General features: G+C 71.1%; 20 protein-coding genes. 7 read left to right on the plus strand and 13 right to left on the minus strand.

What is annotated here, in order from left to right; genetic code table 11:
- The first annotated feature begins 5 nt into the window (after positions 1–5).
- Positions 6–1,157, plus strand: coding sequence for a glycogen synthase (gene glgA / locus FDO65_RS05230; RefSeq protein WP_137448353.1), 1,152 nt, complete (start codon positions 6–8; stop codon positions 1,155–1,157).
- Between the two features lie 95 nt (positions 1,158–1,252).
- Here the strand turns inward: glgA and FDO65_RS22030 are convergent, their stop codons facing one another.
- Complete coding sequence (locus FDO65_RS22030) at positions 1,253–1,420, minus strand: DUF3117 domain-containing protein (RefSeq protein WP_090479970.1); 168 nt, start codon at positions 1,418–1,420, stop codon at positions 1,253–1,255.
- Between the two features lie 282 nt (positions 1,421–1,702).
- Between FDO65_RS22030 and FDO65_RS05240 the strand changes: the two genes are divergently transcribed.
- Positions 1,703–2,041: a DUF6191 domain-containing protein gene (locus FDO65_RS05240; protein ID WP_137448355.1), complete on the plus strand. Its 339-nt coding sequence runs from the start codon at positions 1,703–1,705 to the stop codon at positions 2,039–2,041.
- A 23-nt stretch (positions 2,042–2,064) separates the two neighbouring features.
- Here the strand turns inward: FDO65_RS05240 and FDO65_RS05245 are convergent, their stop codons facing one another.
- From FDO65_RS05245 to FDO65_RS05270, 6 genes are all read right to left on the minus strand, one after another.
- Positions 2,065–2,652, minus strand: coding sequence for a DNA-3-methyladenine glycosylase I (locus FDO65_RS05245; protein ID WP_137448356.1), 588 nt, complete (start codon positions 2,650–2,652; stop codon positions 2,065–2,067).
- Positions 2,649–3,089, minus strand: a complete 441-nt coding sequence (locus FDO65_RS05250; RefSeq protein ID WP_137448357.1) for an SRPBCC family protein — start codon at positions 3,087–3,089, stop codon at positions 2,649–2,651. The genes FDO65_RS05245 and FDO65_RS05250 overlap by 4 nt, the downstream gene beginning before the upstream one ends.
- 23 nt (positions 3,090–3,112) lie before the next feature.
- Entirely contained in the window at positions 3,113–3,529 is a 417-nt protein-coding gene (locus FDO65_RS05255; protein ID WP_137448358.1) for a DivIVA domain-containing protein, read from the minus strand.
- A 111-nt stretch (positions 3,530–3,640) separates the two neighbouring features.
- The gene (gene folP / locus FDO65_RS05260) at positions 3,641–4,531 is read right to left on the minus strand and encodes a dihydropteroate synthase (protein ID WP_137448359.1); all 891 of its coding nucleotides are present in this window, start codon (positions 4,529–4,531) and stop codon (positions 3,641–3,643) included.
- Positions 4,528–8,238 carry an ATP-dependent helicase gene (locus tag FDO65_RS05265; protein WP_137448360.1) on the minus strand — a complete coding sequence of 1,237 codons (3,711 nt, stop codon included), beginning with the start codon at positions 8,236–8,238 and terminating at the stop codon, positions 4,528–4,530. Before FDO65_RS05265 ends, folP begins: the two co-directional genes overlap by 4 nt.
- A complete protein-coding gene (locus tag FDO65_RS05270; protein WP_166442040.1) occupies positions 8,235–11,471 on the minus strand; it encodes an ATP-dependent helicase in 3,237 nt (1,078 codons plus the stop codon). The genes FDO65_RS05265 and FDO65_RS05270 overlap by 4 nt, the downstream gene beginning before the upstream one ends.
- Before the next feature lie 96 nt (positions 11,472–11,567).
- Here FDO65_RS05270 and FDO65_RS05275 point away from each other — a divergent pair, with 96 nt between their 5' ends.
- Both FDO65_RS05275 and FDO65_RS05280 read left to right on the plus strand, forming a co-directional pair.
- Positions 11,568–11,858: an MGMT family protein gene (locus FDO65_RS05275; protein ID WP_137448362.1), complete on the plus strand. Its 291-nt coding sequence runs from the start codon at positions 11,568–11,570 to the stop codon at positions 11,856–11,858.
- Between the two features lie 182 nt (positions 11,859–12,040).
- Positions 12,041–13,069: a DUF4192 domain-containing protein gene (locus tag FDO65_RS05280; protein WP_166442041.1), complete on the plus strand. Its 1,029-nt coding sequence runs from the start codon at positions 12,041–12,043 to the stop codon at positions 13,067–13,069.
- 13 nt (positions 13,070–13,082) lie between these two features.
- Here FDO65_RS05280 and FDO65_RS05285 read toward each other — a convergent pair whose 3' ends face one another.
- From FDO65_RS05285 to FDO65_RS05300, 4 genes are all read right to left on the minus strand, one after another.
- Positions 13,083–13,943 carry a TIGR02569 family protein gene (locus tag FDO65_RS05285; protein ID WP_137448364.1) on the minus strand — a complete coding sequence of 287 codons (861 nt, stop codon included), beginning with the start codon at positions 13,941–13,943 and terminating at the stop codon, positions 13,083–13,085.
- 115 nt (positions 13,944–14,058) lie between these two features.
- Positions 14,059–15,261 carry an adenylyltransferase/sulfurtransferase MoeZ gene (gene moeZ, locus FDO65_RS05290; protein WP_137448365.1) on the minus strand — a complete coding sequence of 401 codons (1,203 nt, stop codon included), beginning with the start codon at positions 15,259–15,261 and terminating at the stop codon, positions 14,059–14,061.
- 90 nt (positions 15,262–15,351) lie between these two features.
- The gene (locus FDO65_RS05295) at positions 15,352–16,242 is read right to left on the minus strand and encodes a DUF3152 domain-containing protein (RefSeq protein WP_205849793.1); all 891 of its coding nucleotides are present in this window, start codon (positions 16,240–16,242) and stop codon (positions 15,352–15,354) included.
- A 545-nt stretch (positions 16,243–16,787) separates the two neighbouring features.
- On the minus strand, positions 16,788–17,915 hold the full coding sequence (locus FDO65_RS05300) for an alpha/beta fold hydrolase (protein ID WP_338101038.1): 1,128 nt from the start codon (positions 17,913–17,915) through the stop codon (positions 16,788–16,790).
- A gap of 125 nt (positions 17,916–18,040) precedes the next feature.
- Between FDO65_RS05300 and FDO65_RS05305 the strand changes: the two genes are divergently transcribed.
- From FDO65_RS05305 to FDO65_RS05315, 3 genes are all read left to right on the plus strand, one after another.
- Positions 18,041–18,340: a type VII secretion target gene (locus tag FDO65_RS05305; protein ID WP_137448367.1), complete on the plus strand. Its 300-nt coding sequence runs from the start codon at positions 18,041–18,043 to the stop codon at positions 18,338–18,340.
- Entirely contained in the window at positions 18,337–20,295 is a 1,959-nt protein-coding gene (locus FDO65_RS05310) for an alpha/beta hydrolase (RefSeq protein WP_166442043.1), read from the plus strand. Before FDO65_RS05305 ends, FDO65_RS05310 begins: the two co-directional genes overlap by 4 nt.
- Before the next feature lie 209 nt (positions 20,296–20,504).
- Positions 20,505–21,155, plus strand: coding sequence for a TetR/AcrR family transcriptional regulator (locus tag FDO65_RS05315; RefSeq protein WP_137448369.1), 651 nt, complete (start codon positions 20,505–20,507; stop codon positions 21,153–21,155).
- 55 nt (positions 21,156–21,210) lie between these two features.
- Here the strand turns inward: FDO65_RS05315 and FDO65_RS05320 are convergent, their stop codons facing one another.
- Both FDO65_RS05320 and nucS read right to left on the minus strand, forming a co-directional pair.
- A complete protein-coding gene (locus tag FDO65_RS05320) occupies positions 21,211–21,441 on the minus strand; it encodes a DUF3107 domain-containing protein (RefSeq protein WP_137448370.1) in 231 nt (76 codons plus the stop codon).
- Positions 21,442–21,589: 148 nt separating this feature from the next.
- Positions 21,590–22,246, minus strand: a complete 657-nt coding sequence (nucS, locus tag FDO65_RS05325; RefSeq protein WP_137448371.1) for an endonuclease NucS — start codon at positions 22,244–22,246, stop codon at positions 21,590–21,592.
- Position 22,247 lies beyond the last annotated feature (1 nt).

Consider the following 22,247-nt stretch of genomic DNA (forward strand, 5'->3'; position numbering starts at 1 on the left):
CCCAGGTGCATACGGCGATCCTCACCCGCGAGTTCCCACCGGACGTCTACGGCGGCGCCGGCGTCCACGTCGAATACCTGGTGCGCGAGCTGCGCAAGCTGATCGACGTCGACGTCCACTGCTTCGGCGACGACCGCCCCGGCGCGGTCGGCCATCGGCCGGACGCCACCCTGACCGGCGCCAACCCCGCGTTGACCACATTGTCGGTGGACCTGTCGATGGTGGCGGCCACGGCCGGGGTGGAGCTCCTCCACTCGCACACCTGGTACGCGAACATGGCCGGGCACCTGGGCAAGCTCCTGCACGGGGTCCCGCACGTGGTCACCGCGCACTCACTGGAACCGCACCGCCCGTGGAAGGCCGAGCAGCTGGGCGGCGGCTACCGGTTGTCGTCCTGGGCCGAGAAGACGGCCTACGAGGCGGCCGACGCGATCATCTCGGTGTCGGCGGGCATGAAGGACGGAATCCTCGAGAGCTACCCCGCGCTGGACCCCGACCGGGTCCACGTCATCCGTAACGGCATCGACACCGAGATCTACCAGCCGTCGGCCGAGCGGGACCTGCTCGTCGACAAGGGGGTGAATCTCGACGCGCCGATCGCCTCGTTCGTCGGACGCATCACCCGCCAGAAGGGCGTCGGGCACCTCATCGCGGCGACGCACCACTTCGACCGGGAGATCCAGCTCGTCCTGTGCGCCGGGGCGCCGGACACGCCGGAGATCGCGGCCGAGACCAAGGCGGCGATCGAGGAGCTGCAGGCCGCCCGTCCCGGCGTGTTCTGGTTCGACGGGATGCTGACCCTGCCACAGGTCAAGCAGGTGCTGAGCGCATCGACCGTGTTCGTCTGCCCTTCGGTGTACGAGCCGCTGGGCATCGTCAACCTGGAGGCCATGGCCTGCGGGGCGGCGGTCGTGGCCAGCGACGTGGGCGGCATCCCCGAGGTCGTCGACGACGGGGTCACCGGGACGCTGGTGCACTACGACAGCGCGGACGCCGAGGGCTTCGAGCGCGGCATCGCCGACGCGGTCAACGCGGTCGTCGCGGACCCGACCAGGGCTCGGGAATACGGGCGGGCCGGTCGCGAGCGGGCTCAGTCCCAATTCTCCTGGACGGCCATCGCCGAGCAGACCGTGGAGCTTTACCGGTCCCTGCTCTAGACCGGGTGTTCGACCGGGCAGACGGCTGCGCCCGGGTCGGTGGGGACCCCACCGCCCGGGCGCTCACGGTCTGCGCAGCCTGGCGACCGCAGACGTCAGGAGACGACAGCCTTCAACGCGTCACCGAGGGCGGAGGCTTCGTCGGCCGAGATCTCGACCACCAAACGACCGCCACCCTCGAGGGGAACGCGCATGACGATCCCGCGGCCCTCCTTGGTGACTTCCAGGGGACCATCCCCGGTACGGGGCTTCATGGCCGCCATCTGCGACTCCCTCCACCATCTTCTGACTTCACGGCCCCGCCGGACGGGTCCGGCACGGGCGATCTGACCCGCGATCGATCGCGGACGGTCCATTCTCCCCCATCGAACGGACCAGCGGGAACTCGCCGGTCCGGACGGCACCGGACAATCTTCTGCGGATCTGCCTCTGGCTGGTCAGCGTGGCCGCCTGCGTGCGGACGGACTCCGGGTCGCACCACTCCCGCCGGGCCGGCAAGCCCGACCCTCGACGGTCGGGTGACGTAGCCTGACCAGGTGGGACCGATGGGAGAACTGGGGGCGCTCTTCAACCCCGGCATGCGTCACGAGCAGGAAGAACGCCGGGCCAAGGCCCTCATCCGCGAGGAGGAGGGTGATTCGCGCGAGGTGGATCCCCGGATCGACCTGGAGTCCGGAGTCGCGGTGATCACCACCGGCGATGCCGATGACGACGAAGATTCCGGACACGCGGCCGCCGCTGACATGTCCCCCGTACATCGATCGATTCACGCCAGCACGACCGCCAGCGACGCCGACCCGGCAGCCGATGACGACGAACCGGTGGCCACACCGCCTCGACCACGACCACGGGGCAAGCGCAGTCTGACCTCCGATACCCGCTGATCCCGTCCACGTGGCCCGGCGGTTCAGCCGCTCGTGCTGATGGGCTCCGCTTCCGCCCGCCAGCAGGTGGCGACGTGGTCGTCGACCATGCCGGTGGCTTGCATCAGCGCATAGGCGGTGGTGGGGCCGAAGAAGCGGAAGCCCCGCTTCTTCAGGGCCTTGGCCATCGCGGTGGACTCCGCCGTCATCGCCGGGACATCGGCCAGCTGGGTCGGCCGGTGGGTCCGACCGGTGGGGGCGAACGACCACAGCAGGGCGTCGAGTCCGTCGGGGAGTTCGGCGGCCACGCGGGCGTTGCTGATGGTGGCCGTGATCTTGGCCCGGTTGCGGACGATCCCGGTGTCGGCCAGTAGCCGAGCCTCGTCGTCCGGGCCGAACCCGGCCACCCGGTCGATCGAGAAGCCGGCGAAGGCGGACCGGAAGTTGTTCCGCTTGCGCAGAATGGTCAACCAGCTGAGCCCGGACTGAAAACCTTCCAGGGCCATCCGTTCGAACAGGGCGTCGTCGCCGTGGAGCTCCCGGCCCCACTCGTCGTCGTGGTAGGCGACGTAGTCGGGTGTGGACAACGCCCAGGCGCAACGCTCCCGGCCGTCCGTCACCGACACGGTCATCCCGCCACCGGGCGACGGGCGAGCTGCTCGGCCTCGCGCGCCAGCCGCTGCAACGAGAACCACACGCCCAGCCGGGCAAGGGGGCGCACCAGGGGAAAGCCGAGCCGGCCGATGATGCCGAAAGGCAGTTGAAGATCCTCGATCCACGTCACCCGGGTTCGCCCGTCGACCGCCTCGACGAGGAAGATGCCGACGCCCTGCACGAACGCGCCGTCGTGGCGGACCACCCACCGGTGCGGCGGGTCGTACTCGGTGACCGACATGACGTCGAGGAAGCCGACGTCGCCCAGGCCAGTGAACGCGGCCAGTCGCGCCCCCACCGCCGGGAGATCGACGTCACCGGCCAACGGGTACAAGCGGGTGCCGACCATCCAACGTTCCTGTATCGCCAGGTCGACGATCGCCGCGAACGCCGCTTCCGGATCGGCCGTCGTCATGACCGCGACCTCCACGCGGGCCGTCACGATGCCGACCCAGAGTCCGAGGAACCCGGCTCGACGCGACCCGACTCCGGCCCGGTGCCATCGGCGGCCGGGTGAGTGGCCACCGCTACGCCCACCGGCACTCCCGGTGGCCGGCCACCCGCACTCGGGTCGCCGCCGAGTTCGCTGACCTGGCTTCGCAGCCGGTCGATCTCAGCGCCGAGCCGGGACAGCGCCCAGTCGACGTCGCTCATCCGGTATCCACGCAAGGCCATGGCGAATCGCAGCGACTCCACGTCCGACCCGGTCATCGCACCGTCCGGCAGCTCGGTCGGTGACGTCCGCGGGGAGAGCGGGGCCAGCTGTTCGCCGCGGCCGAAGACGAAGACCGCGATCGCGAAGACGACCGCCCCGATGAGGGCGGCCACGATCACGTACTGCAGGACGGTGGTCATGGTCGCGATGGTGCCATGTGGCACCGACAGCGGGCCGGGAACGACGCTCGACAGCCGGTTCCGCGTCGGATGGTGGCTGGTCCACGATCCGACGGGTTGGGAGGACGCTCGTCAGACAAGGCCGCGCAGAGGGGAGGACGGGTCCCGGGTGCCGGCGATCGCCGCGGCCATGTCGACCACCCGTCGGGTCGCCCTCACCTGGTGGGCACGGAAGACGGCCGCCCCCTGCCATGCGGCGATCGCAGTGGCGGCGAGCGTGCCTTCCACCCGCTGGTCGACGGCCAGGTCCAGGGTCTCGCCGATGAAGTCCTTGTTGGACAGGGCCATCAGGACCGGCCAGCCGGTGGCCACCAGGTCCCGCGTGCGGTGGACGAGTTCCAGACCGTGCCACGTGTTCTTGCCGAAATCGTGGGTGGGGTCGATGAGGATGCCGGCGCGCGGAACGCCCAGCCCCACCATCCGCTCGGCGGCGGCGGTGGTCTCGGCGATGACCGCGGCCACGACGTCGTCGTACTCGACGCGGTACGGGTTGGTTCGGGGGGCCGCACCTCCGGTGTGCGAACAGACGATCCCGGTGCCGTACTCCGCGGCGACGGCGGCGACCTCGGGGTCGGCTCCGGCCCACGTGTCGTTGATGAGGTCCGCTCCGGCTCGGCACACCGCCTCGGCAACCGGGGCCCGCCAGGTGTCGACGCTGATGATCAGGTCCGGATGCCGTTCGCGGACAGCGGCGACGAACGGCACGACCCGCCGTATCTCCTCGGCGATGGAGACCGGTTCCCCGACTCCGGCTTTCACTCCCCCGATGTCGACCAGATCAGCCCCCTCGGCGACGGCACGGTCGACCGCGGCCATCGCCGCGCTGTCGGTGAACGTTGCACCCCCGTCGTAGAAGCTGTCCGGAGTGCGATTGACGATCGCCATCACAGCCGCTCGACCGGCGGGCAGGGGGCGGCCACGCAACACCACGGCGGACTCGACAGGGACGGGCGCAGCGCTCATGCCGACCATGGTGACTGCCCGGCGCGATCCCCGGCATCCCATTCGTCATGGGCCGCTGATGGTGTCGGTGGTCCTGCGTCGGGTTCAGTGTCCGCTTCAGTGTCCTCTCCCGCATCGGTGACGACGGCGGATGCGAGCAGTCGACCGATGCCGGCGGCGTCCAGCAGCCGCCGCGGAGCGACGGTGCGGTTCGAGCCCACGTAGTGGAAAACCGCCCGCACCAGCTCGACCGGGATGCCGGTCAGCTCGCTCATCGCCAGGCGGTAACAGGCGAGCTGGACGTCGCCGGCGTCCCGGTGCTCGGACGGCGGCGGGGCCCCCGTCTTCCAGTCGACGACGGTGATGCCGCCATCGGGATCGGCGAAGACGGCGTCGATCCGGCCGCGCACCCCGGTCCCCGCGATCCGCGTAGAGAACGGCACTTCGATGTCGATGGGGACCCGACCGGCCCAGTCGCTGCGGCGGAAGGCGTCCTGTAACCGGGACAGGTCCGGGTCGGCGCCGACGGCCCGGTCCTCGGCTCCGGGGAGTTCCTCCAGCCCGACCAGCGCGTCGCCGCGGAAGAACGTCTCCAGCCAGGAGTGGAACGCCTGACCCCGTCGGGCCTGGCTCGACGGCGCGAGCGGCATCGGTCGGCGCAACCGCTGGGCCACAGCCGCCGGATCCTCGGCCAGATCGACCAGGCGGGACACCGACAGGTCGGAGGGCAGGGGGACATCGATACGGGGTTGTTGGCGGGCGGCCCGTTCGGCGAGCAGCACAGTGAGGTCGCGGCGCCATCCCCGTGGGTCGGCGGCGGAGACCGCTGATCCCGCGGCGTCCGATTGGTCGGCGTCGACGGCAACGGTGAGGGCACTACCGGCGTCGGGCCGGGTGAGCAGGTCGGCCCGCGACTCCGACGCCGGGTGGCCGGGGCGGGCGGCGCTGGCGAGTGCGGCCAACACGCGGGCGGCACCCGCTTCGACGAAAGCTCGCCGTTCGCCCAGCGGGTCGTACGGCCACGTCGAGGTCCGGGGAACCAGGGGGGCGCTGTCGCAGTCGGTGGGCGTCGGTTCCCAGGCGTCGGGTGCCCCGAACTCGGTGGCGACGGGGGCGAGCTCGGTGAGGAACGGGCTGGGACCCGCGGGTTTGCTGGTGCCGGCACCCCAGTGATGGCCCGACAGCAGCAGGACCCGCTCGGATCGGGTGAGCGCCACGTACAGCAGGCGGCGTTCCTCGGTGAGCCGGAACTCTCGGAAGGCCTCGACGTGATCGGCCAGTCGATTGGCGAGCTCCTTCTGGTCGGCGCCGGGCGGCAGGTCGAAGGCCGGCAGGTCCGCCCGGTCACCGCGCAGCGTGGGGGGCAGTTGTGACGGGTCGCCGAACCACGTCCCGCCGCGGCCACTGGGGAACACCCCGGCTGTGAGGTGCGGGACGGCGACGATCTCCCACTCCAACCCCTTCGCCGCGTGCACCGTCAGCACCTGCACCTGACCGGCGGGAGCGGGCACCTCCCCCGGCGAGAGCCCGTCCTCACGCTCGGCGGCGGCGTCCACGTAGTCCAGCAGCTCCAAGGGGCCGGCACCGGTCGCCGCCACGGCGGCGACCACGTCGGCGAAGGCGTCGAGATGGGCGCGACCCGCCCCACCGGTGAGCTGCACCTCGATCTCCACACCGATGGTCCGCTCGATGTCGGACACCAGCTCGGCCAGGGGTTGCTGTAACCGAGCCCGGAGCCGGTCCAGCTCGGCGCCGAGTCGGGACAGCCGTCGATGACCTTCGGTCGAGTACGCGGCGGCGTCGCCCGGGTCGGCCAAGGCGTCGACGAGCGAGGCCGCGTCGATGTCCTCGCCCTCGGACAGCTCGCCCAGCGCCGATCTCACCGCGGACACCGCGCTCGTACGGCCAACCGCCCCTGCGGCGTCGGCGACTCGGCCGGCCAATGACGCCGCGCGGCGGTGCAGCGCTTCCAGGTCGGCCGGACCCAGACGCCAGCGCGCACCGGTGAGGATGCGGAGGGCGGCTGCGCCCGCGGTCGGATCGACCAGGACCCGCAGCGTCGCGATCAGGTCGGCGACCTCCGGTTCGTCGATCAGGCCACCGAGTCCGACGACCTCGACCGGTAGCCCCTGCTGCCGCAACGCCGCGGCGATACCGGCCATGTCGGCTCGGCGCCGTACCAGGACGGCCGTGGTGGGTGGTTCCGGCGGTGTCCCGCCGACGGGGAGAGCGGGCAGTTCGCTGGTCTTCACCGAGGTCGAGCCGTCCGGCAGGTCGCCGGGATCACGAGGTAGGGCGCCGGCCGCTCGCCATAATTCAGCGATCTCGGCGGCCACCCAGGTGTCCTCGTCGGCGACGGTGCGGAACAACCCGTGTCGCACCGTCCCGGCGGAGGCACTCGGAGCGGGGCGCAGTTCGCCGACCACGGCGGCGCCACCCCCGCCCGCCCCGGGAGCAGCCGCAGGTAGGTCCGTACCCGGGCCCGGCTGGCGAATCGGCGCGGAGGCGACATTGGCCAAGGTCAGGACCGAGATCGGATTGCGGAAGCTGGTCAGCAACGTGAACGTCGGAGCCGCTCGACCGTCGGACAGCGGGAAATCCCGGCCGAAGGCCGGCAGGTTGGAGGCGGACGCGCCTCGCCAGGAGTAGATGGACTGCACAGGATCGCCGACCGCGGTGACCGGATGGCCCAACGGTGGCGGCGCGGCCAGCGCTGCCGTCCCGGCAGCGGGCGGTCCCGCGCCCGGACGGGAGGTCGGCAGTGTCCCGGCGCCGAAGACGCCGCGCAACAACACCCGCTGGGCATGGCCGGTGTCCTGGTACTCGTCCAGCAGGACCACGCGGTACCGATCGCGCAGGCTCTCCCCGATGCCCGGATGCTCGGCGACGAGACGGGCGGCGATCTGCATCTGGTCCGCGAAGTCGATGACCCCTCGTTCCTGTTTCGCGGCCCGGAACGCCCGGACCAGCGGCAGGATCCACCGGCGGTCCTGCAGCGGTTTGACGTGCTTGGCCAAGCCGCTGTGCAGCAGGGACTTCTGGCGCGGCGATGGTGGGGCGGACTGCAGCGACAACAGGATGCGGTCCAGTTCGCGTTCCAGGTCCGCCGGCTCGACGAGGTGATCGGCGAGAGAACCGGAGATCGCCAGTAGGCGTTCGGTGACGGCGTCCGGGCTGAGATCGGCGTCGAGATCGCCGTCCCACCGGGCGACGACCCGACGGGCGAGCTGCCAGGCGGCAGTGGGGGTCAACACGGTGGCGGCCGATTCCACCCCGGCCAGGGCCCCGTACTCGGAGATCAACCGGCCGCCGAAGGCGTGGTACGTCGACACCACGGGCTCGCCGGCGGACTCGCCGGCCCGCGGTACCGACGCGTCCATGGGCCGATGGGCCGACCGGTCCGGACCGGCGGACGAGGGCGGGGCGGGAAGGAGTGGGACACCGGCCTGGGTGAGAGCCCGCAACCGCCGACGGACCCGTTGGGCCAATTGGGCTGCGGCCTTGCGAGTGAACGTCAGACCGAGGATCTGATCCGGGCGCACCAAACCGTTGGCGACGAGGAACACCACCCGCGCCGCCATCGTCTCCGTCTTGCCCGAACCGGCCCCGGCGACCACCAGGGCCGGATGCAGGGGCGCTTCGATGACGATGGTCTGCTCCGGGGTCGGGCCGGGCAGACCGAGCAGACCGGCCAGTTCGGCCGCGGACAGCGCCGGGGTGTATCTCATCGCGTCACCTGGCGCCCCTCAGGGCGCAATGGACACGACCCGCGGACGGGACACCGATCGCAGCGGGCGTTCTCGACCGCCGGCAGCACAGCCGACGCCAATGCCTCGGCGGCACCCCGTACGGCGTCCTGCCAGATGCCCATGCTGGTCGGGTCGATGGGCGGTTGCTCCAGAACCTGCGGGCGCCCGCCGCGCAGGTAGACCAGTTCCGCACCGCCGCTTCTCCTGCCCGTCGCGGGGACGTCCGATTCGTCGGGGCCGCCGGAGCTCGACCGACCGATGACATCGTCGAACGCCCCCCACTCGACAGCCAATTGGTAGACGGCCAGCTGGGGGTGCTCGGCCGCCTGCGCCTTGGTCACCTTGGTAGCCGCCGTCTTGAAGTCGACGATCACCACGCGACCATCGGCGCGGCGCTCCAACCGATCGACCCGACCGGTCAGCCACACCCGCCGATCCGGTGCCCCCGGCGGAGCCGGTTCCGGCGGCGGCGGGCCGTCAGGGTGAGGGGCTTCGGGGCCGGGCGGCGGCACGGCGACGCGCAGCGCCACCTCGGATCCGATCGTCTGCCGATGGATGGCGTTCTCGGCGTGCCAGATGACCGCGGCATCGAGCATCGCCAGCAGGACGCGGCGGTGCCGAGCCCGCAGCCAGGCCGCCTGCCCCTGACGCGTGTCGAGGAAGCGGTCGAGCTCGACGGTCAGCTCGTCCTTCGTCAGCCCCCGGGCGAGGCCGTCGACCAGGGCGTGCACGACGATCCCGTCGACCTGCGGCTGCTCGACCCGACCGCGGCCGCCCCGCCGTTCCAGGACGGCACGCAGCGGGCAGGTCAACACGGCCTCGACCGCGGACGGGGAAACGGTGACCGCCGCAGAATCCGCGACCGGGGCGCGGTCCGTCGACACCTCGTGCTGCCCGTACCAGTCCTGCGGATGAGCCCCCGGTACACCGGCGAGGGCCAGCGTCGCCAGATGCTCCGCGGCCGTCCGGGCCTCCCCCGGCGGCGTCGCCGGATCGCAGACGGCCCGCCGGAGGTCGGCGACCAGATCGACGAGGCGCAGGCCCCGCCGGCGGCCGTGGTCGGCCGCTTCGGGCCACCCTGTCGGCAGATCCTCCGACCCGGCCAGTTCGGTGAGAAACCGGGACGGCACCGTGTCCTGATCGACCGCGGTGGTCGCGATGAGACGTCGTCGGGCCCGGGTGATGGCGACGTAGAACAACCGTCGTTCGTCCTCGAGCCGGTCCGGCGGGTCGATGCCCGCGGGTACCCCGAGCGCCGCGTCGAGGGCTTCCGCCACTCCGAGCATCGACGTACCGGACTGGAGCACGGGCCACCGGCCCTCAGCCACTCCCACCACCGCGACGACGTCCCATTCCAGTCCCTTGGCCGCATGCGCCGACAGCACAGCGACGCCCGATGCGGACCGCCGTTCACGGGCCGTGGGGTCGCTCGCGATGCGCTGGCCGGTGACGGCGTCGATGACCGCGCCGACGCCGGCGTGCGGCAGTCGTTCGGCGAGGTCGGCGGCCAGGGCGAACAGGCCGATGACCCCGTCCAGACCCGCATCGGCCCGCTGGGCCGCACGGCCACCGCGCAGCGATTCGGCGAGGTAGCGGTCCGGGAGACCGGTGGCCTGCCAGAGATCCCACAGCACTTGTTCGCCAGACGGATCAGCGGCACCGTCGCGAGCGATCTGCACCATCGACCGCAGGCGCCGCAGGGGGGCCGCGACGTCGTCGGGCAGGTCGTCCGGCAAGGGACCGCCGGCGATTGCCGCGGCGAGCAGGTCGGAAGACGAACCCGCTCCGGGGCGCCAACGCCGCAGGCTGCGTCGCAACCGTCGGATCTGAGCCAGGCCCAGTTCGGCCACCGGTGAAGCGAGCAGCTCGAGCGCGATCTCACCGGTCAGCGACTCCGGACGGCGACCGATGTCCAGCACGCAGACCAAAGTGGCGACTACCGGCTCGTCCACCAGCCGCGCGGAACCGGCGGCCGCGGCGAGCGGAATGCCGGCAGCGGCGAAGGCCCGTCGCACGGCCGGGAGCACTGCCGCCGGCGAACGGGCGAGCACGGCCATCGAGGACCACGGCACGCCGTCCTTCAGGTGGGCGCGACGCAGTTCATCGGCGACGAAGGCGGCTTCCTGGGCGGGACTGGACAGCAGGCGAACTACCGGCTCGCCGGAGAACGGAGAGGACGTGGTCTGCAGCGACCGGTGTTCTGATTGACCGGGCAACCGGCCGGAGATTCGTTGGGCAGCCGCCGCCAGGCCCGGGGGCAGACGGTGCGTCCGCGTCAGATGAACGGTGCGGTCGACCACCAGATCACGAAGCGCCGACGGATCGGCCCCGCGGAAGGCGTAGATGGCCTGGTCCGGATCACCGAAGACCACCAGTTCGTCCGCTGCGGAGGCGATGGCCGAGATGAGCCTCGCCTGCGCCGGATCCACATCCTGGTACTCGTCGACGAAGATGCGTCGTACCCGGGCCTGTTCCTGAGCCAGCAGCACGGGATCGGCCAGCAGCGCAAGCGCCGCCCCGGTCAGCTCGGCCTGGTCGAGGGCGGCCCCGAAACCGCTGCTGCCCTGCCGCAGATCGGCAACGTCCTGGTACTCGATGGCGAATCTGGCGGCCGCGACCCACTCCGGGCGACGCCGCCGACGCCCCCACTCGGCCAGTCGCGCGGGTGTGACCCCGCGTTCAGCCGTGCGCAGCAGGAGATCGCGCAGCTCGGCGGCGAAAGCGGGGGTCCCGATGGCCCCGCGGAGCCAGTCCGGCCACTCCTCACGACCGTCCTCCCGCTGCCCTTGCAACAGTTCCCGGACCATCAGGTCCGACTCCCCGGCCTGCAGCAGTCGCGGCGGCGGTTCGCCCTGGCGGGCCGCACGGGCCCGCAGCAGCGAATAGGCGTACGAATGCAGTGTCCGCACGATCGGTTCGCGCGTCGTCAACGACAGCCGACGGGTGATGCGGTCGGTCAACTCGCGTGCGGCCCGCCGCGAGAAGGTCAGGACCAGGATGTTCTCAGGGGCGACCCCCGCCCCTTCGATGCGCTCGGCCACGGCTTCGACCAGAGTGGTCGTCTTTCCCGTCCCCGGACCGGCGAGAACCCGCAACCGCCCGCTGCGGTGCGACACCACGGCGTGCTGCTCGGCCGACAGCGGGACCGTCGAGGCCTGTGCCGGGAGCGGCCGCAACCGCAACCGCGGTATCGCGGCGTGATTTTCCGTCACCAGCACCATGGTGCGATCCCATCACGGGTCACCGACAGCCGGTTCCGCCGGCGACCCGGGCCAGGTCCGACCGGGCGCGCCGTGTGAACTGCAAGCATGGATCGCGCATTGGCCGCTCGAATGCTCGAGGTGGTGCAGGACATCCCGCCCGGCCGGGTCGCGACCTACGGCGACGTCGCCGCCCGCGCGGGATCCGCCTCACCGCGGTTCGCGGGCTGGGTGCTGGCCCATCTCAGCGACGAGACCACTCCGTGGCACCGCGTCATCCGGGCGGACGGCCGGCTGGTGGCGGCGCTACGCGAGGAGCAGTCCCGGCGTCTGCGGACGGAGGGCGTCCCGGTCGACGACGGACGGGTCGACCTCGCTCACTATCGCCTGCGCGAGTAGAGCGTCGTTGGTGAGGCGGGACACTCACGCTGTCCTTTCTGGTGCCTCGGCAACCTCGGGACGGCTAGCACCTCGGCCGGTCCGACCGACAGATCTATCCACACAAGCGGAATTTTCCGATCATTTGTCCACATGATCGGATGCCGCTGGCGTTGCCGCTCGCCGTCCACGACGGTCTGCTCATGACAACAATCGACGCCCCCGACCCGCTCGTCGTCCGGGGAACGGCCGGCCTCCTGGCCGCCATCCCGGCCACGCTCGGCTTCCCGCCGCGCGACAGCCTGGTGCAGGTCTGTCTCGCCGGACCCCGCGCCCAGGTGGGCCCGATGGGCCGGGTGGATCTCGACCCACCCCACGGCGCGACGCCCCGGGAATACGCCGACGGCGTCACCGGCACTCTGCTGACCGTCGCTCGCCGACACGCCGACAGCGTCGTTCTCGTCTGGTACCGGAGCCTGGTCGATCGACGGCCGCCGCTGGTCGACGCCATGGTCGGGGCGCTGGACGGGGCGGGCATCTCTGTCCGGGACGTCATCGCCGTCAGCGGGGGGCGGTACCGCCACGAGGGAGTGTCGACCAGCACCCCACGTGTGCCGCCCGGACCGTCCTACCCCCTCCTGGGTGCGGGCGACCCCGACGTGCTGCGACTTCGGGCATCGGCCGCACTGCGGGGCCGCACCATCCTTGGCGACCGGGACGATCTGCGTCGTTCGATCGACGGGCCCGCAGCCGGGGCGGCCCTCGATCGGGCATGGGCGGAGTTCGACCGGTGCGCCGGTCGGGCGCCCCAGCAGCTCGACGACTACGCAGCCGAACTCGACCTGGCCCTGGTCGAATGTGCGTCCCACCACTCACTCACTGCTCGGCGCGCCGCGACGATCGTGCTCGGACTCGACGACCCGGCGCTGTGCAGTCATCTGGTCGCGCGGTCGGTGAGCGCTCGTGACGAGCCGTGGACCGCGATGCTGGCGGCCTGTGCCCGTCAGACCCCCACCGAGCTGGCTGGGGACCTGTGCGCCCTGCTCGCTTTAGTCGCGTACTGCGACGGGGACGGCGCGCTCGCGCAGGTCGCCGTGGATCGATCGCTGCTGTCCCGGTCCGGACACAGCATGGCCCGGCTGCTGATGCAGGTCATGGCCGCAGGGGTGCATCCCGATGCGGTAGCCGCCCGGTTCCGGGGTGCCGCCCGGCCGTCCGACTGCGGCCGATGAGGGGAAAGCCTCCTCACCCCAGGGCCGGCCCGAGACGGTCGACCGCGACCAGAAGCGGGACGAGTGCTGCGGGTTCCGGAGTAGGGCCGCAGACGGCCAACGCCAACCGGAACAGCAGCGCTCGCCGGACGAGTTCGCGCCACTGGCCGTACCGCTCCCCCAGCCCGAGCACTTCGGTGGGTGCGCCGTCCGAGACGATGGAATCCACGACGACGATCGCGCTGGCCCACACCGAGGGGCGCCAGAATGGCTCGATGTCGACGACCGCGGGCAGCGCGTCACCGGCGAACAGCACGCCACGCCTCAGTTCGGCATGGATCAGCTGTGACGGCAGGCTGACGTCGGTCCGCCCGGCTTCGAGGTCGCCGATGCGGCGCGCAACCTCGCCCTGGTCGATGGGATGGAGGGAACGTTCGGCCGGGCTCAACTCACCCCAGGCCAGCCGATCCGCCCAACCCACCGGATCGAGCCGGGCTCGCAGCACCCGCGGTTCCGCCAGACCGGCCACGCCGCGGTGGAAGGCTTCGCCAGCGATGATGATGTCGTGCGGACGGGCGGCCGGGGTTCCGGCGACGAAACGGGACGCCGACCAGCCGGACAGCACCCACCGACCGTCTGACGACCGCACCGGCCGGGCCAGTCGAACCCCGGTGGTCTGTACCTGTTCGATCCCGGACGCCAGCCACGCCGCGCGGCCGGAATCGTCGACCCGTTGGAGGACCAGGTCGCCGAGCTTCCAGGTCCGCGGATGCTCTGCGGTCGCTTCCGTTGACCCCGTTTCCTCAATCCGCGCCCGCAATGGTTCGGCCGACGACGAGGACACGCCGAAGCCGGCGCGCACATGGTCCGGCGGGCCGGCCGCGGCAGCAGTCACGCGGCGACGCTACCGCGCAACGGCGAGCCGTATGGGACGGCCCGTCCGCCCCGGGGGCATGTCGCACCCCCGGGGCCGGAACCGGATGATGGAAGGATCGATCACACCCGGTTTGTCAGTACACCGGCAGGCTGGGGTCGACCTGCTTGATCCAGGCCAGTACACCGCCACCGACATGTACCGCATCGCCGAAACCGGCCTTGTGCAGGACCGCCAGGGCCTCCGCGGAGCGCGCTCCAGACTTGCAGTGCAGGATGACCTGCTTGTCCTGCGGGAGGGTCGAGAGCGCCTCGCCCGACAGGATGTCGCCCTTGGGGATCAGAACCGCGCCAGGGATGTTGACGATCTCGTACTCGTTGGGCTCGCGAACGTCGACCAGGAGGAAGTCGTCGCCGGAGTCGATCTTCGATTTCAGGTCACGCGCCGAGATGGTGTGACCGGACGCAGCAGCGGCCGCGTCATCGCTCAGCGAGCCGCAGAAGGCTTCGTAGTCGATGAGACCGGTGATTGGCTCGCCGGCCGGGTCCTTGCGGATGCGGACCGTGCGGTAGGTCATCTCCAGCGCGTCGTAGACCATCAGGCGGCCGAGCAGCGTCTCGCCGATTCCGCAGATGAGCTTGATGGCCTCGTTGACCATGATGGATCCGATGGATGCGCAGAGCACACCCAGCACCCCACCCTCGGCGCAGGACGGCACCATGCCGGGCGGCGGCGGCTCGGGGTACAGGTCGCGGTACTGGACACCCTCGGAGCTGGCTCCGGTCGGTTCGGCCCAGAACACGCTGGCCTGGCCCTCGAAACGATAGATCGAACCCCACACGTAGGGCTTGCCGAGCAGCACGCAGGCGTCGTTGACGAGGTAACGCGTGGCGAAGTTGTCCGTGCCGTCCAGGATCAGGTCATAGGGCGCGAAGATCTCCAGCGCGTTTCCGGAGTCCAACCGCTCGGTGTGCAGGTTGACCTGGACGTAGGGGTTGATCTCGGCGACGGACGCAGCTGCGGACTCCGCCTTGGACCGGCCGACATCGGACTGGCCGTGGATGACCTGGCGCTGCAGGTTGGACTCGTCGACGATGTCGAAATCCAGGATGCCCAGCGTGCCGACACCGGCCGCCGCCAGGTACAGCAGGGCCGGAGAGCCCAGCCCACCGGCGCCGACGACCAGCACCTTGGCGTTCTTCAGACGCTTCTGCCCGATCATCCCGACGTCCGGGATGATCAGGTGGCGCGAGTAGCGCTCCACCTCGGCCTTGCTCAACGTTTCAGCTGGTTCCACCAGCGGGGGCAACGACACGACACTCTCCTCGAACACCGGCATGGGTCTGGTACCGGGGCAACGGTTACCGGCCGTCAATTCTTCCCCACCGGCCGAGCACTGCGATCCACCGATGTCGGATCGAGGCGCCGATCACCCGGCGGCCACGCTCGCAGCAGCCGCAGCGGGGTTGTCGGGGAACGGGTACGGGTTGGGAGCGCACACCGCCCCGTCCCGTGGGATGAGCTGCGGGTTGAGGAAGTTCAGCTGATCGTTCGACACGCTCCACGACTGCTGCATCATCACCGGCGCCGGCGCGCCGTTGCCCTTGCACGGCTCGTGTCCGAAGCCGAGCGCGTGGCCGACCTCATGGTTGATCGCGTAGACGCGGTAGTCGGCCAGATCGGTGCCGTAGGTCTCGGCTCCCCGTGTCCAGCGGGCCACGTTGATCATGACCCGCCCGGCCGCGCTGCTGTAACACGACGACTCCAACGGGATGTCGAAACCGCAGACGGAACGGATGGTCATCTGGCTGGCCAATGTCACCCGGAAGGAGGGGGTGCCGGAGTCGACCCGGGCCAGACTGAACTCGCCACCGCCGACCCAGGAGCGCTGGTCGGACAGGGCCGAGTCGACCGCGGCGGCGAATTCGGCATCGGCCTCGGGGCTTTGGATCCCGTCCTCGACGTCGATGGCGTAGGTGTACGCACGCCCGCCGGTGCCGTGGACCGGTGTCGTCCCGGGCACTACGTGCCAGGTTCCCGGTCCGGTCTCGGCGAACGGGGGGCCATCGGGCAGGGTTCCGGCCGCCTTCATGAACTCCTCGAGCGTCGTCGCGGACGCGAGGGCGGCCGCGGGCTGTGGGGTCGTGGTCGCGGGAGGCGCTGCTTGACCGGCGGTGTCCGTCGTGGCCGGGGCCGGCGCGGTCGTCGCGCCGCCGGTGTCCGGGCTCAACGAGCTCTGGGCGACCGGCGCGACGTCCGCGGCCACCGGAGCCGGTGTCCCGGTGTCGGGGCGGCTCGCCACCTGCACGATGGCGATCACCGTCAGGACCGCCAGGACGGGGATGAGAATCGCGCGCCAGGAACGACCCGGCCGGCGCTGGGGCGACCGGGAGCCGCGGGCCGACGGGGCCTGGGCGCTTCGACGCCGACCCCGTCCGTCGGTCCACGGCCCGGCACCCTGGACCGGGGGCCATTCCCCTTCGGCCGGTGCGCGGCGGGCCCGACCCGACGAACCCGCCGCGCGCGTCGACGACGACGCGCGTCCGGGTCGCCGGTGCACTGGCGGGTGCTGGTCGGATGGCCGGTCGTTAGGGTGCTCGTCATCCGGGACCCAGCCCGCAGCCGGCGACCGCCGAACGCGGCTCGGCGCCGGCTCGACTGTGGGGTGAGAATCGTCACTCTGTGTGGACCGGCGAGGCGCCGGAGTGGGCGGGGGGCGGCGACGCACTGGAGGTGTCGAGATGTGGGGGCTACCTCGGTCGTCCCACAGAGTGGAACGGTCGACAGGACGGTGAGAACCCGACGAGTGCGACTCGCTGTCGTTGGGTGTCCACCGGTAGCGGGGAGAATCTGATCCGGAGGACGTCACGACGACGAGCCTGCCACAGCCCGCTGTGCGTCCACGGACGGCGCGCTGTCCGCCGGACCCGCGCCGATCTGTACGGAGCGAGATCGCAGTAGCGCCCGAAGGGCTCGCGCCACCAGCTCCGGGTCCTCCATCTGGGCGACGTGACCGCTGCCGGCGACGACCAGCAACCGGCTGTCGGCGAACGCCGCGGCGGTCGAACGGGCCAAGCGGACGTCCACGAGCCGATCGCGCGTACCCCAGATCACGAGGACCGGCGCTTGCACCCGGCTGGCCGCCGCGAGGAACGAATGGCGGCCGGGACGGAAGTATCCAGCGATGAGCGAGCGGGCGGCCCCGATCGTCGAGGTGTGTACCCAGGGTAACGATGCTCGTTCGCCGACCTCCGCCGCGGCCGCCCGTAAGCCCTCCGGCGGCACCAGATCCGGGCGCCCGAAGCAGACCATGGCCAGCGACCTGGCCCGCCTGTCCGGGTCGACGCGGGCGAGCTGACGAACCGCCGGCCCCGCGGTCCCGGGGACGAGCAACAGTCCGATCCGTGGATCGGCCCCCCGTTCTCCGATCAGGCGGAAATCGGGGACCGCCGGCGAGATGAGGGTGAGTGTGCGGACCAGCTCCGGGCGCTCAGCGGCGAGCAGCGTCGCGACGATGCCACCGTAGGAGTTGCCGACGAGGTTGACCGGACCGCCACCCACGTGATCGATCAGCATGCCCAGCAGGCGGGCCTGAGCGGGCAGGTCGTAGTCGTCCCGAGGCGACGGATCGGACCACCCGTGTCCGGGGAGATCGACCGCGAAGGTGGGAGCCACATCAGACAGGGCGCGTGCCAACCGGTTCCAATTGGTGGACGAACCCGCCAGTCCGTGCACACACCACACGGGTGCAGCTGACTGCGGCGCGTGGCCCGACGTCCGGCGCACGTAGAGGCCCTGCCCCTCGATCACCTCCCACCAGCCCGCGGGGGACGGTGCACTCAGAGAGGGGATCTCGGGCAACGGACCGTCGTCGAGGACCGCGGTGGTCCACGACGCGAGTTCGTCACGCGGTCGGGGCCCCGGTAGGCGGCGGTACGGCCCGGCAGTTTCCACCGTCCCATCGTGCCCGGTGCTGTCCGAGATGGGTCCCACCGGACGGGTTCGCCAGCTCAGCTATCCACATCCGTGCCGCGGTATGCACACGGACCCACATCAGGCGCGTGGAGATCCGCGACCGCTGCAGGGTGGACCGAGCCATTCCGGATGAAGGAGCCCCCATGTCAGACCTGACGGTGGACACCGTCCGCCTGCACCAGGCGGCGGGTCACCTCGACGAGGCGGTGGCCGCGCTGCGACGCACCGACGATCGGCCCGTCGGCATCCACTTCGATTCCACCGCCTTCGGCACCAGCGGTGCGGCCCTCGAAGCCGCCGACCGACTCGAACGGAGCCTGATGCAGGGCGCTGAATGCGCCCGCCTGTTGGCCGACCGCGCGGCCCGTCTCGGCGATGCGCTACGGACCACCGCCGCCCAGTTCGACGCCACCGAAACGGCCCTCGCCGGCGGACCCCGGTGAGCGGCACCGTCTTGAGCGCCGCCGCAGCGGCCTGCCGGGTGCCCGACCCCGGGGTCATCGCCGACCGCATCGAACGGCTGCCGGTCGACGAACTGGCCACCTGCGCCCAGTTCGCGAACGCGGCATCGGTCGCCCTGTTCCAGGGTTCGAAAGCCGCGCAGTCGGCGGCCGGAGTGACGGCCAGTGGCTGGACGACGGGCCGATCGGCGGTCACCGCGATCGGGCAGACCGCGATGGCGGCCATGGCCGGCCGGGCGACCATGGATGCGATGGCGGGAGCGATCGGCGGCGCGCGCGCCACCTTCGCCCAGCTGCAGTTCCAGAGCCAGGCCACCGTTGTCGAAGCCGAGAGTGCCTTGACAGCAGCCGGTTTCGACCCCTCCACCGGGCGAGTGGCGAACGCGCCGGCGACGACGTTGCCGTACCCGCTGTCCAATCCGTCCGGCACCACCATCGACGGCACGGCCGCCACGGTGCTGCCCACCGTGACCGCGGCCCACGAGCGCCTCACCGCCCTGGAAGCGCGGCTCGAAAGCGCACTCCGCGAACTCGTCACGGTCCTCCGGACCGATCCGCGGGACATGCTCCAGCGCATTCCGCAGTTGCCACCGGACTCCGCCCCCACGATCGCCGGGCCGGGGCTCTCCGATCTGGCCCACCACGGCTTCGACCTCATGACGGATGCCGCTGCGCTCACCATCGGCGCGCTGGGCGCCGCCATCGGCTCGGCCCTGGCCGGCGGGAAGGCCGGATCCGGCGCGAACATCGGTGGCGTGCTGGTCGATGCCACTCGCCGAACGGGCGCGGCTCTGGAGGCCGCGGTGCAGTCGGCGGCCCGATCGGTCGACGACATCATGGCCCCGGCCCCGGCGACGGCGACGCAGGCCGACGCCGAGGCGCGAGCGCGCCTGGAGGCCGATCTGGCTTCCCCCGAACGTGTCACTCGGCACCGCGCCGTCAACATCCACGCCGCTCTCGTCCAAGCCGAAGCCTCCGGGCAAGCGGTCCAACTACTGACTTACACCCCCGCCACCGCGAGCAGCCAGGGCACCGCCGCGATCGGCATCGGAGACATGGGGGCGGCTGACACGGTCACCACCATGGTTCCCGGCGTCCAGAACAGTGCCGACGACATGTCCGGCGCGCTGGGCGAAGCTTCCCGACTGCAGACGGAGGCGCACCGCCGCAGCCCCGGGCAGACCACCGCCGTCGTGGCCTGGTTCGGCTACGACATCCCGCTGACCAACGGGTACACCCCTGACCGAATAGCCAACATCGCCGCTGCCGAGGACGACCGAGCTGCGGTTGCCGGGGGTGCCGCGCTGGCGAGCGACTTGTCGCGATTCCGGCTGTACGCGCCGGACACGGCCCGGCAGGTGGTGATCGGCCACTCCATGGGTTCGGTGGTGGCCTCAGCCGCCGCCGTGCGGGGCGCAGTCATCGACGACCTGGTTCTGTTGGGATCTCCCGGAGCGAGCCGGCTCGCCGACACCGTGCGCGACTACCCCGGAGTCCCCACGGGCCACACCCACGTGGTGGCACTGGACGACCCGGTGACCCGATCCGGACTGGACAATGTCGCCATGGCGAGCGATCTCGTGTCCAAGGCCACGAGGCTGGCCACCAGCCGCGTCAACGATTTGCCCCAGGCGATGGCCGAGATGATCACGGACCCGGCCGGACCCCAGTTCGGACCGGACCCGGCAGCCGCACCATTCGGGGCTTCTGTCATCGACGCCAACGCTGGTCACAGCGACCACACCATCTCCACGGTCGGTTCCTACGCCGCACCACTGTTCGGGCTGGCCGCTCCGTTGATCGGCTACGCCGCCGATCAGGCCGACGACCTGCAGAACCATCCGCAGAGCGTCTACCTCGGTGATGAAGCGCTGACGGCGGTCGCCGACATCACGGTCGGGAACATCGCCGACGTACCCATCAAGCCCGGCCGCTGATGGGACCGAGCGGGCAGGGACGACGCCCCTGGTTCCACCTCCCTGACCGGCCGGGTCACTGTGTCGCTGGGTCGTTCCGCCCGAACGGCCCGACAGCGGCGATGCCCGGGCCGGGCTCCGTGACCGGACGGTTAGGGTGGATCGAGCCCTGACCAGCACCGCACCGCCAGACCCCGCCGCTACCCGGGGTCGTGACGAAGGAACGACCGATGACCGACGCCGGCCCGCGGGCCACCCCCCGGCTGTCCCGGTCGGCCCGGCGCGCCTCCTTGATCGACGCGGCGCGGGAGGTGTTCGTCGTCCAGGGCTATCACGCGGCGGTGATGGACGACATCGCCGACCGGGCCGGCGTCAGCAAACCCGTGCTGTACCAGCATTTCCCGTCGAAGCTCGAGCTGTACCTGGCGTTGCTGAACGAGTCGGCCGACGAACTGCTGCGAATGGTGCGGGCGGCGCTAGCCGCCTCGGTGGACAACCACGAGCGGGTGGACAACGCGGTCGCCGCCTATTTCTCCTTCGTCGCCGACCGTGGGCAGGCCTACCGGCTGATCTTCGAATCGGACCTGCGGGGACAGTTGGAGGTCGCCCAAGTGGTCGACCGCGTCACCGACGACTGCATCTCGGCGATCACCGAGACGATCACCGCCGACACCGGCGCCGACGTGGAACACGCCCGCCTGCTCGCCTCGGGCCTGGTCGGACTCTCCCAGGTGGGCGCCCGCTACTGGATGCAGCAATCACCGCACGTCTCCCGGGGCGAGGCCATCGAGCTGCTGTCGACCCTGATGTGGCGGGGCATCTCCCGATTTCCGCGCCAGGTCGAGCCGGACCGGAACGGCGAACCGCCCACCGCGTCCTGACGGAGCGATGGGCGGTTCGGGGACCTCACGTCGCCGGTGCCCCCGGCGGCCGGACTCAGCCGGAGAAGCTGAACCCCACGCGCCGGGTGTCGGCCGGCGCGATCTCCACATAGGCGATCCGAGCGGACGGCACGATGACCCGTCGTCCCTTGTCGTCCACCAGTACCAGCGTGTTCGAAGTGGCCTTGAGAGCGTCCGAGATCTGCGCCTCGATCTCCTCAGGGCTGGCCGGCGAGTTCACCAGCAGCTCACGGCCGGTGTCGGTGACCCCGATCTTGACCTCCACGCCTTACCTCCGTCGTCTACGAACGGGCCCGAACGAACCCACGACCAGGCTAGTTCAGTACCTGGGGAGCGAACCGACCACCGGGCCGACGCGCGCTCCGCCATGAGCGAACCCGCGGTCTGTGTCACCCCTGGGGCGTCGACGCCGGCTAGAACAGCGTGCCGTCGCGCTCGATCCCCCGGAGCTGGTCGTAGTCGAGCACCACGCACCGGATGCCCCGGTCCTCGGCCAGCACCCGCGCCTGGGGCTTGATCTGCTGAGCAGCGAACACCCCGCTGACCGGAGCCAGCAGGGGGTCACGGTTCAGCAGGTCGAGGTAGCGGGTCAACTGCTCGACCCCGTCGATCTCGCCCCGCCGCTTGATCTCGACGGCCACGGAGCCACCGGCGGCGTCCCGACACATCAGGTCCACCGGTCCGATCGGGGTGGGGTACTCCCGCCGCACCAGGGTCCACCCCTCCCCCAGGGTGAGCACGTGCTCGGCCAGCAGGGCCTGCAGATGGGCTTCGACGCCGTCCTTCACCAGACCGGGATCCAGCCCGAGGTCGTGTCGGCTGTCGTGCAGCACCTCGGACATGGTGATGACGAGCTGCTCACCCGCCTTGTTCTGCACCGTCCACCGGCCCGGCTCCTCGACCAGCCAGCAGGGCGGGGACATCCAGTTCAACGGCTTGTACGACCCACCATCGGCGTGGACCAGCACGGAACCGTCCGCCTTGACCATCAGCAGCCGGACCGCCGGAGCGAGATGGGCGGTGAGCCGACCGATGTAGTCGACCGAACAGCGAGCAACCACCAGACGCACG

Source organism: Nakamurella flava (assembly GCF_005298075.1).
In the GTDB taxonomy this organism is placed as follows: Bacteria; Actinomycetota; Actinomycetes; order Mycobacteriales; family Nakamurellaceae; genus Nakamurella; species Nakamurella flava.

Excerpts from the sequence above, each read along its gene's own strand:
- FDO65_RS05305 (WP_137448367.1), top strand. The coding sequence starts at position 18,041 with ATGTCAGACCTGACGGTGGACACCGTCCGCCTGCACCAGGCGGCGGGT.
- FDO65_RS05255 (WP_137448358.1), bottom strand. The coding sequence starts at position 3,529 with ATGACCACCGTCCTGCAGTACGTGATCGTGGCCGCCCTCATCGGGGCG.
- FDO65_RS05240 (WP_137448355.1), top strand. The coding sequence starts at position 1,703 with ATGGGAGAACTGGGGGCGCTCTTCAACCCCGGCATGCGTCACGAGCAG.
- FDO65_RS05315 (WP_137448369.1), top strand. The coding sequence starts at position 20,505 with ATGACCGACGCCGGCCCGCGGGCCACCCCCCGGCTGTCCCGGTCGGCC.
- FDO65_RS22030 (WP_090479970.1), bottom strand. The coding sequence starts at position 1,420 with ATGGCGGCCATGAAGCCCCGTACCGGGGATGGTCCCCTGGAAGTCACC.
- FDO65_RS05275 (WP_137448362.1), top strand. The coding sequence starts at position 11,568 with ATGGATCGCGCATTGGCCGCTCGAATGCTCGAGGTGGTGCAGGACATC.
- FDO65_RS05280 (WP_166442041.1), top strand. The coding sequence starts at position 12,041 with ATGACAACAATCGACGCCCCCGACCCGCTCGTCGTCCGGGGAACGGCC.
- folP (WP_137448359.1), bottom strand. The coding sequence starts at position 4,531 with ATGAGCGCTGCGCCCGTCCCTGTCGAGTCCGCCGTGGTGTTGCGTGGC.
- FDO65_RS05250 (WP_137448357.1), bottom strand. The coding sequence starts at position 3,089 with ATGACGACGGCCGATCCGGAAGCGGCGTTCGCGGCGATCGTCGACCTG.
- moeZ (WP_137448365.1), bottom strand. The coding sequence starts at position 15,261 with ATGCCGGTGTTCGAGGAGAGTGTCGTGTCGTTGCCCCCGCTGGTGGAA.
- FDO65_RS05245 (WP_137448356.1), bottom strand. The coding sequence starts at position 2,652 with ATGACCGTGTCGGTGACGGACGGCCGGGAGCGTTGCGCCTGGGCGTTG.
- FDO65_RS05265 (WP_137448360.1), bottom strand. The coding sequence starts at position 8,238 with ATGAGATACACCCCGGCGCTGTCCGCGGCCGAACTGGCCGGTCTGCTC.